The sequence below is a fragment of the Hyphomicrobium sp. genome (assembly GCF_036262015.1).
Lineage (GTDB): Bacteria > Pseudomonadota > Alphaproteobacteria > Rhizobiales > Hyphomicrobiaceae > Hyphomicrobium_C.
Genome location: NZ_DATAJR010000008.1, coordinates 951,608 through 964,545, shown reverse-complemented (window position 1 = coordinate 964,545; position 12,938 = coordinate 951,608). Strand labels below are relative to the sequence as shown.

General features: G+C 62.6%; 12 protein-coding genes. 4 read left to right on the top strand and 8 right to left on the bottom strand.

Annotation, left to right across the window (positions count from 1 at the left end):
* Nucleotides 1–24 precede the first annotated feature (24 nt).
* The 6 genes from VHO05_RS13090 to VHO05_RS13065 form a co-directional block, all read right to left on the bottom strand.
* Nucleotides 25–579 carry a NifU family protein gene (locus VHO05_RS13090; protein ID WP_329647023.1) on the bottom strand — a complete coding sequence of 185 codons (555 nt, stop codon included), beginning with the start codon at nt 577–579 and terminating at the stop codon, nt 25–27.
* Nucleotides 580–704: 125 nt separating this feature from the next.
* On the bottom strand, nt 705–1,217 hold the full coding sequence (locus tag VHO05_RS13085; protein ID WP_329647022.1) for a universal stress protein: 513 nt from the start codon (nt 1,215–1,217) through the stop codon (nt 705–707).
* Nucleotides 1,218–1,271: 54 nt separating this feature from the next.
* Nucleotides 1,272–2,330, bottom strand: a complete 1,059-nt coding sequence (trpS, locus tag VHO05_RS13080; RefSeq protein WP_329647021.1) for a tryptophan--tRNA ligase — start codon at nt 2,328–2,330, stop codon at nt 1,272–1,274.
* A gap of 71 nt (nt 2,331–2,401) precedes the next feature.
* Nucleotides 2,402–3,979 (bottom strand): murein biosynthesis integral membrane protein MurJ, encoded by a 1,578-nt coding sequence (gene murJ / locus VHO05_RS13075; RefSeq protein WP_329647020.1) that lies wholly within the window; start codon nt 3,977–3,979, stop codon nt 2,402–2,404.
* A gap of 78 nt (nt 3,980–4,057) precedes the next feature.
* Nucleotides 4,058–5,218 carry a nickel/cobalt transporter gene (locus VHO05_RS13070; protein WP_329647019.1) on the bottom strand — a complete coding sequence of 387 codons (1,161 nt, stop codon included), beginning with the start codon at nt 5,216–5,218 and terminating at the stop codon, nt 4,058–4,060.
* Nucleotides 5,215–5,889: a DUF1007 family protein gene (locus VHO05_RS13065; protein ID WP_329647018.1), complete on the bottom strand. Its 675-nt coding sequence runs from the start codon at nt 5,887–5,889 to the stop codon at nt 5,215–5,217. The genes VHO05_RS13070 and VHO05_RS13065 overlap by 4 nt, the downstream gene beginning before the upstream one ends.
* Nucleotides 5,890–6,116: 227 nt before the next feature.
* Between VHO05_RS13065 and VHO05_RS13060 the strand changes: the two genes are divergently transcribed.
* Nucleotides 6,117–7,142: a zinc ABC transporter substrate-binding protein gene (locus VHO05_RS13060; RefSeq protein ID WP_329647017.1), complete on the top strand. Its 1,026-nt coding sequence runs from the start codon at nt 6,117–6,119 to the stop codon at nt 7,140–7,142.
* 85 nt (nt 7,143–7,227) lie between these two features.
* Here the strand turns inward: VHO05_RS13060 and VHO05_RS13055 are convergent, their stop codons facing one another.
* On the bottom strand, nt 7,228–8,130 hold the full coding sequence (locus VHO05_RS13055; RefSeq protein ID WP_329647016.1) for a L,D-transpeptidase: 903 nt from the start codon (nt 8,128–8,130) through the stop codon (nt 7,228–7,230).
* A gap of 606 nt (nt 8,131–8,736) precedes the next feature.
* The gene (locus VHO05_RS13050) at nt 8,737–9,183 is read right to left on the bottom strand and encodes a cupin domain-containing protein (RefSeq protein ID WP_329647015.1); all 447 of its coding nucleotides are present in this window, start codon (nt 9,181–9,183) and stop codon (nt 8,737–8,739) included.
* A gap of 90 nt (nt 9,184–9,273) precedes the next feature.
* Between VHO05_RS13050 and ggt the strand changes: the two genes are divergently transcribed.
* From ggt to ubiE, 3 genes are read left to right on the top strand one after another with little or no spacing between them, the layout of a single operon-like run.
* A complete protein-coding gene (gene ggt, locus VHO05_RS13045) occupies nt 9,274–11,052 on the top strand; it encodes a gamma-glutamyltransferase (protein WP_329647014.1) in 1,779 nt (592 codons plus the stop codon).
* Nucleotides 11,042–12,061, top strand: a complete 1,020-nt coding sequence (locus VHO05_RS13040) for an FAD-dependent oxidoreductase (protein WP_329647013.1) — start codon at nt 11,042–11,044, stop codon at nt 12,059–12,061. The genes ggt and VHO05_RS13040 overlap by 11 nt, the downstream gene beginning before the upstream one ends.
* A 40-nt stretch (nt 12,062–12,101) precedes the next feature.
* Nucleotides 12,102–12,884, top strand: a complete 783-nt coding sequence (ubiE, locus tag VHO05_RS13035) for a bifunctional demethylmenaquinone methyltransferase/2-methoxy-6-polyprenyl-1,4-benzoquinol methylase UbiE (protein WP_329647012.1) — start codon at nt 12,102–12,104, stop codon at nt 12,882–12,884.
* The last annotated feature ends 54 nt before the right edge of the window (nt 12,885–12,938 follow it).

Below are 12,938 nucleotides of genomic sequence, written 5' to 3'. Positions count from 1 at the left end.
GGGTTCCGACGAGACTGGCTTGGCTTAAACGGCCTGGACCTCTTCCACTTCCGGACAGAAGTGCTTCAGCAGGTTCTCGATGCCGTGCCGCAACGTCGCCGTGGAACTCGGGCATCCAGAACAGGCGCCGCGCATGTGGAGATAGACGATGCCATCGCGGAAACCGGCGAAAGTGATATCGCCACCGTCCTGAGCCACTGCGGGCCGGACGCGCGTTTCCAGAAGCTCCTTGATCGTTGCCACGACGTCGGCATCTTCGGCGGCGTACGCGCCTTCCGCTTCATCGTTGGCTTCCTCACCATCGACGACGGCCGCACCCGACAAATAGTGCTCCATGATCGCTCCGAGGATCATGGGCTTCAGATGCTGCCATTCGGCGTCGGTCTTGGTGACCGAGATGAAATCCGACCCCAGGAACACCCCCGCGACGCCATCGATGTCGAACAGCCGGCTTGCAAGCGGCGAGGCTCCGGCATCGCGCTTGGCCCGGAAGTCGGCCGTACCCTCCGCGAGCACCGGCTTACCCGGAATGAACTTGAGCGTCTGCGGATTGGGGGTAGCCTCGGTCTGAATAAACATGTCGCCTCCTCGGGGACCAACCTAGCGCGCCCCGCACGTGGTCTTTAGAATAATTCTAGCAAATAGGAAAGATGGGCGCAATTGTCTAGCCCTGGCGTCGGGCTTTTCACAAGCGAAAGATGCGCTTAGGCAAGCGCAATGATGTCCTCGAAGGCGAGGTTACCGGGCACCACCGTGATCGGGATCGGAAACGATCCGGCCTGCGTGCCGACCGCCAAGGTCGAAACCAGCGGTCCCGGCCCTTTGGGGTCGGTCGACGCACCGAGAACAAGAATAGAGACGTCCTCGTCCTCGGCAATCGTCTTCATGATTTCATCGGATTTGACACCCTCGCGGATCACTTCTTCGCACGGAATGTTCTCGAACCCGACAAGATGCAACTTGCGGCGGAAAAGACGGAAGAGCGCCCGCGCCTTCAGCGTCTCTTCCTCGATTTGCACCTGCTTGACGCCGGCCCAGTGTTGAAAATCCTGAGGCTCGATGACGTAGAGCATCACGATCACGCCTGACGAGCGCACCACGCGCGCAGCGGCGTAATAGAGCGCGCTCTCCACCTCCGAACTCTCATCGACGATGAGAAGGAATTTCCGGGCGTGGCCAGCCTCGAAGGAGCGGCGTTTTCTGTATGCGGGCATCATCGGGCAATGCTGCCACGTGATTCCAAACTCCACAACAGAGGCGTGAACCGGCTGCTACGAGCGGATGAACCCGACGATGTCCTTGACCTCGTCCAGGATCGGCGTCGCGATGGCCCGCGCACGCGCCGAGCCGTCCGCCAGAACCCGGTCAATCTCCGCCGGATCGTCCATGAGCCGCACGATCTCGGTCCGGATCGGTCCGAGCTTCTCGATCGCCACGTCCGTCAGTGCACGCTTGAAACCGGTGAAGATGCTCGGTCCCTCGCCCGCCTTCGAAACGAGGACTTCGAGGCTTTGCTCCTTGGAAACACCAGCCAACGCCGCGTAGATGCCGACCAGATTGTCCACCTCCGGACGCGCCTTCAGCTCCTCGAGGTTGCTCGGCGGTGCAGGCTCCATATCCGTTTTCGCGCGCTTGATTTTGTCGGCAATCGCGTCCGTGTCGTCCATCAGGTTGATGCGCGACATGTCGGACGGCTCGGACTTCGACATCTTCTTCGTGCCATCACGCAGGCTCATGACGCGCGTCGCCGGTCCCATGATCACCGGCTCCGGCTGCGGGAAGAAGACTCCATCGGCGTAGCCCTTCGCCACGATCCCGTCGCGGAAGTCGCTGTTGAACTTCTGCGCGATGTCGCGCGCCAGTTCGAGATGCTGCTTCTGATCTTCGCCAACCGGCACGTGCGTCGCGCGATAGGCGAGGATGTCAGCCGCCATAAGATTCGGGTACGCGTAAAGTCCGACGGACGCGGCCTCGCGATCCTTGCCCGCCTTCTCCTTGAACTGCGTCATGCGGTTCAGCCAGCCGAGGCGCGCCACGCAATTGAAAATCCACGCCAGCTCGGCGTGCGCCGATACCTGGCTCTGGTTGAACAGGATGCTCTTCTTGGGATCGAGCCCGGACGCGATGTAAGCGGCCGTGACCTGCCGGATGGCGCGCTTCAACTCGGCGGGATCCTGCCACACCGTGATCGCGTGCAGATCGACGACGCAGTAGATGCACTCGTGCGTCTTCTGCATCTCGATCCACTGCACCATGGCACCGAGATAGTTGCCGAGATGGAGGCTTCCCGTGGGCTGCATGCCCGAGAAAACGCGTTCTTTGATGGTCATAGTCCCTCGATCGTTCGGCAGTCTGTCAGCCGCGGGTTATGGCGCGGCGGGCCAGGATGCGCAAGTCTCGCTCAGCTCCGGCGGATCAGGTTGCGCAACTGCCGGAAATTGATCGTTCCCGTGAGCAGCACGAACACCGCGTAGGCCAAAAACCCAGCCCCCACGAGGGCCGCCAGCGCAAGGATATGGACGGTGAACCCGCGGTCGGATGCAAAATAGGGCGCGAGATAATGGGCAGCAACGACGAGCGCCACGCCCATCAAAACGGACGAGAGCAGGATCGCCGCGAAGGCGCGCCCCATCCGGGCATCGAGCGAGAAGTGCCCCCGCCGCACGAGCGTCGACCAGAGCAGCCCCGCATTGAGCCAACCCCCCAGCGTGGTCGCCACGGCGATTCCGAGTTGAGGCAGGTAGCCGAGCTTCCGGAATAGGAAAAACAGCACCACCGAGCCGATCGTATTCGCGATCAGGCTGATGGCCGCATACCGCATCGGCGTCTTGGTGTCCTCGCGCGCGAAGTACGCGGGCGAGAACACCTTGATCATGACGAACGCCGGAAGCCCGAGCGCAAAGATCGAAAGCACAGCCGAGGTCGCGGCCGTGTCCGCAGCCGTGAACGCACCCCGCTCGAACAGAACCTTGATGATCGGGATTGGCACGACAGCAAGCGCCACCGCAGCGGGCACCGTCAGCAGCATCGCGAATTCGAGCGACCGGTTCTGGCTGTTGAGGACCCCTTCGTGATTTCCGGCCCTGAGTTGCCGCGACACATCCGGCAGCAGAACGACGCCAATAGCGATGCCGACAATTGCCAGCGGCAGCTCGTAAAGGCGATCCGCATAGTAGAGCTGCGAGACGGCACCCGGCTGCTGCGAGGCAATCACGGTTCCGATCATGATGTTGATCTGCGTCACGCCGCCAGCGATCACACCGGGAATGCCTAGCGCAATAAGCCGGCGCATGCTGTCCGTCATGCGCGGCCGACGCAGCTTGAGCGTAAAATTATTACGCCGCAGGCCGTCAATCAGCAGCCAGACCTGCAGAACACCCGCAACGAAAACGCCGACCGCCTGCACGATGCCGCCACCCGGCTCGTTGTGATAGCCCATCGCGAAGCCGATGAAGATGGCGGCGGCCAGCGTGAGATTGAGAACAATCGAGACGGACGAACTCTCGACGAACTTGCCGAACGTGTTCAACACACCCGAGAACAGCGCCACCATCGACATGCAGAGCAGGTACGGGAAGGTGATCTGCGTGAGCAGCACCGCGAGATCGAACTTTTCGGGCGTGGCGCTGAAGCCGGGCGCGAGGAGATACATCAGCCACGGCATGGCGAGGATGGCGACAATCGTCAGCACAACGAGCACGGCAAAGAGCCCACTCATCGCCTCCTCGGCGAACGAGCGCGCGGCCTCCTTGCCGTTCTCCTCGAGCTCTTTCGCGAACAGCGGAATGAACGCCGAGTTGAACGCTCCCTCGCCGAACAGACGCCGGAAGAGGTTGGGAAACCGGAACGCGACGTTGAACGCGTCCGCGACCCATCCCGCACCGAAGGCCCACGCAAACAGAATGTCGCGCACGAACCCGAGCACGCGGCTGACAAGCGTCAGCCCGCCGACGGTGGCAAAGGCGCGGTAGAGCTTCATGGCGGCCTATGGAACAATGTGGACCCCGTGAGGACGCGCCAACCCTTAGAGAGGATTTGCCCCGCAGAAAAGCCCCGACTAGAGGGGAGAGGCCCCCGTGCCACTGAGCGAGGCAACGAAGAAGCTGGCGCCCATCAGGAAGACCAGCGTCGAGCCGAGCAGCCCGGCGCCCGTGGCCACCATGCCGGCGAAGCGGCTTTCGCCTCCCGCAAGCTTCTGCGCCAATTCGCGGGAGCCGACGGCAAGCGAGGCAAGGACCGACACCGTGATCGCCGTCCCGAGGGCCATCGCAAACGTTGCAAACACACCGGCAATCAGCAGTCCCTGGCTCATGGCGAAGATCATGACCAGGATCGCACCGGTGCAGGGCCGGATGCCGACCGACAAGGCAATGGCCAGCGCCTTCTTCCAGGACAACGGCCCCTGCAGCTCCGCCGGATCCGGCATGTGGGCGTGATTACAGCAGGAGCCATCCGCGTGATGGACGTGATCGTGAGCCGCGTGAGCGGGCGCATGATCATGGGTGTGGGTGTGAGCGTGGGCATGGCTGTGCCCATGGTCGTGACCGCAGCCGCACCCCGCATGAGCGGAGGCAGGCTCGTGTGCGTGTGCGTGCCCATGACCGTGATGAGGGTCGTGAACCGGTGCCGCTGCCGCGCGCCGCTTCAGCAAAGCACTGATTTGCCCGTAGAGCAGCCAAAGCCCCACCAGTGCCACGAAACCCCAGCTGATTGTCTCGATCCACTTCTCCGTGGCCGTGATCTGGAGACTGGTCGCATTGAGCGCGATGGCTAGCACGCCGACGATGGCGATCGCCGACAGAGCCTGGATGAAGGCCGAGAGAAACGACAGCATGATCCCGCGCCGGACCGTCTTCTCGTTGGCCAGCACGTAAGACGAAATCACCGCCTTGCCGTGGCCGGGACCGGCCGCATGAAGCACGCCATAGGTGAAACTGAGAAAGGCGAGCAGAAGCGTCGCGTCGAGAACATTGCCCGTCTTCATCTGCCGTACAGCACCCGCCAGCTCGCGATTGATCCGCTGCTGCTGAGCCAGGACATACGACCAGATATCGCCGAAAAAGCTGCGTTCGACTTTCTGAGGCGAGGCCGCTGTCGATTGTCCCGGCGCGAGCGGCACGCCGAACGGCGACTTCTGCGGCTCGGACTGCGCGAATGCACCGCTCATCATCGTGAGACAGACGAACAGCGCGGCCAGCGTCGAAAGGATGCGGCTCATGATTTTTTGCAGCCGAGTGTCACGGTCTTTGCGTATCCGAGGCCCATGCCCGCGTTCGCATCGCCGGCCGTTAGCTGCCCCCCGAAAGACTCATTGAGCGCCTGAAGCTGCTCAAGTTCGTTCTCTGGGATGCCGATGTTGGCCGAACAGCCCTCAGGCGCCCCTGAACTCAGCTTCACCGGATTGTCCTTTCCGAAATCGAAGGCGATGAAGAAGGACTCGTCGAAAACTGAGAAATTGAAGTCCGGCGCATCCGCCTTCACCGGCTGCTCGAATGGCAGTGTGAAAAAAAGCGAGAGCAGGCCGTCCTTGTACTCGAGATAGTAGTCGATGGGGTCCTTCGCCTTGACCGGCATCTTGCCGAGCTTCGCGACAGTGAAATAGTTGAACTCCTTCAAGCCATCGATATTGACTTGCGCGAGCTCCTTGAGCTCCTCGCGGCTGTAGACGCCGTCATTATTGGTATCCAGGCCCTGGATCGCCATCGCGGTGTACATGTCATCGAAGGTCCATTTGTGCTGAAGACCGGTGATCGCTCCGCCCTCGTAGTCGACGGTCGTCTCGACGGTCACCCAGACATGCGGATGCGCCGACGCAGGCGCGCTCGGCATCGCAGCGAACAAGGCCAACACCACCAATTGGCTTCCGATAGCGGACCAAATCGATCGCAATCTCGTCTCCTCGTGTGAACCAGAAAGGCCGGCAGTTTAGCACACTCGCCCAACTCCCGGCCGGCAGCACACTACATCAGGTCCAAGCGTCCCGCTTCGACTCTGGGCGGAAGACGAGCCGGAAAATCAAGCAAAACCAAGGCATCTTCGCCCTAGTTGCGCCAAATTGGATGTTATAGTATCCGATACGCATGCGGCAAATATGGAGAGGCTCGAAGATGAGGCAAATGTCCAAGCTGCGCATCGGCGCCGCGATGCTGACGGCGGGCCTTACGATTGTCGCCAGCCCGGCGCTGGCCGAACTCAAAGTCACCGCGACCATCAAGCCCATCCATGCCCTCGTCGCGCAGGTCATGGAAGGAGTGGGCACCCCATCCCTTCTGGTGCAAGGCGCTGCCTCCCCGCACACCTATGCGCTGAAGCCGTCGGACGCGAAGACACTGAACAACGCCGACGTAGTCTTCCGGGTATCCGACACCGTCGAACCATTCACACGCAAGATCGTGGAGGCGCTTCCCAAGTCCGTGCGCACCGTGACGCTGGCGGGCTCGCCCGGCATCGAACTCCTGAATGTCCGCACCGGCGACACGTTTGAGGCCCATGACCACGCGCACGAAGGAGAGAGCGATCACGATCACAAAGGCGACCACGGGCACGATCATGACGACCACGATCACGCGGCCGAAAAGCACGAACACGCCGACGACCACGCCCATGACCACGAGAGCGGCGCACGCGACGGACACGTCTGGCTCGATCCCCAGAACGCCCGCAAGATGATCGCCGAAATCGCCCGCGTGCTGTCGGAGGCCTCTCCCGCCGACGCGGAGAAGTTCAAGGCCAATGCAGATCGCGCAACGGCGGCCCTCGACGCCCTCGAAACGGAAATCGCCCGCGACATCGCTCCGCTCAAGGGTAAGCCTTACGTCGTCTTCCACGACGCCTATCAATATTTCGAGCGCAGATTTGGCCTGGAAGCCGTTGGCTCCATCACTGTGAGCCCAGAAGCCCAGCCGTCGGCCAAGCGCCTCACGGAAATCCGCAAGAAGCTGTCGTCGCTCTCAGCCGCCTGCGTGTTTGCGGAACCTCAATTCAAACCCAAGCTGGTCGCGGCCGTGACCGAAGGCACCAAGGCACGCTCAGGCACGCTGGATCCTGAAGGCGCCCTCATCGAGCCCGGTCCCGCTGCTTACAACACCCTGATGCGCAACTTGGCCACGGGCCTCAAGGCGTGTCTCGCCGACGCAAGCTGATCGAGCGAGACTGACATTCGACAAAACAAAACGGGCGGCTGCTTCAAGCAGCCGCCCGTTTTAATTTGAAACCCTATCGGTCGAACTACTGAACCGAGGTCTGAGAAGCGCGGGAAACGGAGCCGCCGACCTTGCGGCCATAACGCGTGACCACTTCCTGCTTCTTCGGCTCCCTGCTCACCGACGACGACTCTTCCGAATATGTCCCGTCCGGGTTGCGCGAGTAGACCTTGACCTCGTCGTCCGCCTCAGCAGAAACCGGGGTCGCACTCGGTTCCTCGTCGGAGACAACAAAACCGGTCTTGGGCGTGCTCGCGACCGACCGAGCCTTAGCCTTCGGCTGCTCGGGCTCAGCAGCTGGTTCGGACTGAACGTCAGCCGTTTCTACGCCGCCGCTCGTCTTGAAGCGCTCCCAGGTCACGACAACTTTGGTGCCGGTCGGAACCTTCGGATAAAGGTCGATGACGTCCTCGTTGAACATTCGGATGCAGCCCTTCGAGACGTTCTGACCGATCGTCCAGGGAGCGTCCGTTCCGTGAATACGATAGGTGCTCGAGCCCAGGTACAGAGCGCGCACGCCAAGCGGATTCATCGGATGGCCACCCGGGACCCAGCTCGGAAGCTTGGGATTTTCACGCAGCATCTCGGGCGTCGGACGCCAATCGGGATTTTCACGCTTGGACGAAACGGTCGTCGTGCCCTGCCAGCGGCTCTGCTCGCGCGGAATCGCGATCGGATAGCTCATGGCCTGGCCGGCCTTGGTGATGTGGTACAGACGGCGATCGCCGAAGCTGACGATGATCTGGCCAGCCGAGTACTTCGAATCGAAGCTCACAACCTGGCGCTTCTGGCCGCCGTATTCCGGTTCGCCGCCCCAGAGGAACTCAATCAGGCTCTGCGCGCTCGCTGCGGTCGAAACACCAACCAACGTGGTTGCCGCGACCACACCCGCCAAAACGCCGCCGATCTTTGCCTTCAACACAGACATTACAGAAAACTCCCGCTGTCCAAAACTGCAAAGGTCGAAACCGGTTCCCTCTAGCCCCGACCGCTGCCGGCATGTTGCGCCCGCAAAATGAAGGCCCCGTATAAAACAGACTGAAAAATTGCGGCAGAGCATGACGGTCACACAGCGGTCATCATCGCCCCTATCGCACGACTTGCAATGCAACTGATGCAGATCAGCAACGCTTGCCGATTTGTAAGGCAAGCCGGACGCTTAGTGAGCCCGACATCAGGAATTTTGCTCATCTTGATGAGAGAACAAAAAAAGAACAAAATCGAGCGTCATACAGATAACCGTGAGCGCGTCGCCGGGCCAAGCCGGCTGCTCCGAAGTGGTCCGCGAATCCGTAAGTCGTACGCGGTCGTGTTGCGTAGCGAAGTAAAGTTGAGTGGAGTTGCAGTAGCGTCTTTTGCGTACACGGCGCTCGCCCGGTCTTGGTCCCTCTCCCGAGACCCACGTCGAGCGCCCGCATTCCCCGCCTGTTCTCTTGTGGAGCCAGTCCGCGTTCAGTTGCGTCCCCCCGATTTGGCCTGGCCCAACGGCCGGAATGGAACCCCCGCCATTCCGGCCGTCTTTTTTCGCTCCTGGTCAGCGGGACACGGGCTCGGTCGTCTTGAGCCCCTCGGCCCCCATGAACACGGCAAGGATCCGCACAGGACCGGTTCCTATATTCCGCCCATTGTGCGGAGCCGCGATTGCCTCGAGGAGCGCGTCACCGGCGCGATAGACGTGAATGCCCTTGTCGCCGTAGTCGACCTCAAGCTCGCCCTCCAGAACGTACCCGAACACTGGCACTCCATGCGTGTGCCACCCCGTCTCCTGCCCCGGCGCGAGCGGGACAACCACGGCCGTCACTTTCGCGGGCGCACTGGTGGGGTAGACGAGGGTCTCGCCCACGATCGTCTTGCCGGATGAAATGAGCGGCGTCACAGGCTGCGGCGATTCACGGGCTCCCGGAACATCGGCCCAAGTCAAAAGCAGACCACAGAGCGCAGCAGCCGTGGCGACAGCGCGAATACGGAGGTTTCCAAGCATGTGTTCGCCCCTATAGAACGGTAGCCGGCAGCTACCCTCGTCTCGGAGGATCATGCCTGAGATTCGTAGAATGATGGACCGATGCGCCTCATGAGACTGACTGCGAAATCTCGCTCGGCGGTGGCCCTCGCCCTCCTTTGCGCTCTGAGCGTCCCGGGCCCGCTATGGGCTGAACAAACGGCCATCCCGCGCGGGCAGCTCGAGCCGGAAGCCGCGTCCGGCCATTCAGAGAAAAGCCTCGCCGTCGCCAAGACCTTCATGATCTCGACGGCAGATCCCCTTGCGTCGGAAGCCGGGCGCGAAATGTTGCGCGCTGGTGGCTCCGCGACCGATGCGGCGATCGCGGCCCAGCTCGTGCTTGGACTCGTCGAACCGCAATCGTCAGGCCTCGGCGGCGGAGCCTTCATCCTGCACTGGGACCAGCAGAAGAAGGCGCTGCAATCCTACGATGGCCGCGAGACGGCGCCGGCTGCCGCTCGCCCGGATCGCTTCCTCAAGGACGGGAAGCCCATGGACTTCTCGTTTGCGGTCCAGTCCGGCTTGAGTGTCGGCACACCGGGCCTGCCGCGCCTCATCGCGGAAGCCCACCAACGTCACGGCAAATTGCCATGGGCGAAACTGTTCGAGCCCGCCATCAAGCTGGCACGCGATGGTTTCGAGGTTTCAACCCGCCTGTACTACACGCTGAGCTGGTTTGGTCCGTCGGTCCTCTCGGCGGAAGCGCGCCACTATTTCTTCGACGAGACCGGAAGCCCGCGCCCAATCGGCTATCGCCTGAAAAACGCGCCCTATGCCGCGACGCTGGAAGCACTCGCCCAGCGCGGACCCGATGCGTTCTATTCCGGCCCCATTGCCGAAGCCATCGTGGCCGCCGTGAAGACGGCGCACAACGCGGCCGGGGATCTCACGCTCGCTGATCTTGCCGGATACAAGATCCAGGAGCGCGCACCGCTTTGCACCATCTACCGTGCTCACCGGATTTGTGGGATTGGCCCTCCGTCGTCAGGCGGCATAGCCGTTGCGCAAACGTTGGGAATGGTCGAGCGCTTCGATCTGGGCCGCAGCCCAGACGACGCCATGCGCATCTCGGCCATGCACCTCATAACTGAAGCCGAGCGGCTCGCCTACGCAGACCGTGACCGGTACATCGGCGATCCCGATTTCGTGTCCGTCCCGCAGGGCTTGCTCGACCCCGCCTATCTCGCTCAGCGCAGCGCGTTGATCAATCCCGCGCAAGCCATGGCGCGCGCTGAGCCGGGCGTCCCGCCGGGCACCGGAAAACAGACCTTCGGCATCGACGAGACCTTGGAGCGCGCCGGAACAAGCCACATCTCCGTCGTCGACGCGGACGGCAACGTCGTTGCCATGACCACCACCATCGAAGGCGCATTCGGCTCGGGCCTGTTTGCCGCCGGGTTCCTGCTCAACAACGAGCTGACGGACTTCTCCTTCCGTCCAGAGGATTCGGCCGGACGGCCGGTTGCCAACCGTGTCGAAGGTGGCAAGCGTCCGCGCAGCTCGATGGCGCCCACCATCGTATTCGACGAAAAAGAGAACGTTTTCGCCGCACTCGGCTCTCCAGGCGGCAGCCGCATCATCCTTTACGTCACGAAAGCCCTGATCGGACTGATCGATTGGAAGCTCGATGCCCAGACCGCTGTCGCTCTGCCGAACTTCGGCAGCACGGGCCGTGCCCTCGAAATCGAACTCGGATGGTCCACGATGTGGCAGGCCCTGGGGCTGAAGAGCTACGGCCACACGATTGCGCCTGACCTCATGATCTCGGGTTTGCATGCGGTTGTGAAACGTGACGGCCAGCTGGAAGGCGGCGCCGATCCACGCCGTGGAGGAGTTGCCCTTGGCGATTGACCACGAGCGCGTCGCCAACCCGCTGTCGGTCACCGTCGTGGGCGCGGGCATCCTGGGACTGTGGCAAGCCCTGACCTTGTCCCGGCAGGGCCATCGTGTGCGGCTTGTCGAAAAAAGCGCGACGCCGTTCGCCGAAAGCGCAAGCCGCTATGCGGGTGCGATGCTGGCGCCGGGATGCGAAAGCGAGAACACGCCGGAAGTGCGCGACCTTGGCCCGCGCGGCCTCGCCCTGTGGCGCGAGGTCTATCCGCATCTCGTGAATGGCGGCAGCCTCGTCGTCGCCGCTCCTCGCGACTATCCTGAGCTGTCTCGTTTCGCCAAGGCCACGGCTCCGCCTGAAACGCTCGACGCAAACGGGCTCGCTGCCCTTGAACCGGATCTCGGCGGCCGCTTTCAAAGCGCGTTTTTCTTCCCCGACGAAGCCCACATGGTCACGCCAGACGCGCTCGAATTCCTGCTCGACGCCGTGCGGCTCTCCGGCGCGGTTGTCGAACTCGGTGCGGCTTGGACATCGCCGTCGGCAGCCGACGTCATCATCGACTGCCGCGGCATGTCTGCCTCCCGCGACTTACCAGTCCTGCGCGGCGTACGCGGCGAACGTCTCCTGATCAGAAGCGAAGACGTCCACCTCTCGCGTCCTGTGCGCCTGCTGCATCCGCGCCATCCGCTCTATGTCGTGCCCTGGGGCGGCGGGCGTTACGTCGTCGGAGCGACCGTCATCGAGAGCGAAGACGCGGGCGGCATGACTGTGAGATCGGCACTCGATCTCCTGGGCGCCGCTTACACCCTGCACCCGGCATTCGGTGAAGCGGAAATCGTGGATGCCGGGGCGGGCGTCCGCCCGGCCTTCCCCGACAACCTGCCCCACGTCGAGATCCGTGACGGCGGCGGCCGTATTTTCGTCAACGGCGCCTTCCGGCACGGCTTCCTGTTGGCACCGGTCTTGGCCGAGGCCGTCGCGGGCTATCTTGCTAACCAAACGCCGCATTCCCTGATCGTGCCAGCGTGAAGCATTGGCCTCGCTGGCGAGTTGCGTCTAAGGTCCCGCCATGTCGAACACACCGAACACCCCGCCCGAATCCGGCACGCAAACGAGCTTCGGCTTCCGCGCCGTTCCCGAGACCGAACGCCAGGGCTTGGTCAACCAGGTCTTCTCGTCGGTCGCCTCGCGCTACGATCTGATGAATGACCTCATGTCGGGCGGCCTGCATCGCCTGTGGAAGTCCGAGTTCGTCGCCATGATCGGCGCGTCGCGCGGCGAAAGCCCGTTCAAACTCCTGGACGTGGCCGGGGGCACGGGCGACATCGCCATCCGCTATGCGGAGAACTCAGGTCCGAATGCGACGGCCGTCCTTGCCGACATCAGCCCCGAGATGCTCGCGGAAGGACGCTCAAAGGTCGCCGCACGCGGCCTCTCCTCGCGCATTCGCCTGACTCAGGGCAACGCGGAAGCCCTCCCGTTCCCGGATCGGACGTTCGACGCCTATACGATCGCGTTCGGCATTCGCAACGTCACGCATATCGACGCGGCACTGCGCGAAGCCCATCGCGTGTTGAAGATCGGCGGCCGCTTCCTGTGCCTCGAATTCTCGGAGTGCCAGGTGCCGCTCCTCGACCGCCTCTACGACTTCCACTCGTTCGAGGTCATCCCCCGCCTCGGCAAGCTGACGACCGGCGACTCCGAGTCCTATCGGTATCTCGTCGAGAGCATTCGCCGCTTCCCCAACCAGGAAAAGTTCGCGGCAATGATCCGCGAAGCCGGATTCGAGCGCGTCTCGGTCAGAAACCTGACCGGCGGCATCGCAGCCATTCACTCGGGCTGGAAGCTCTAGAGTGCTTCCGGAAAAGTGGACACCGGGTCATGGCGGAGCCATGCAAGTACCCAT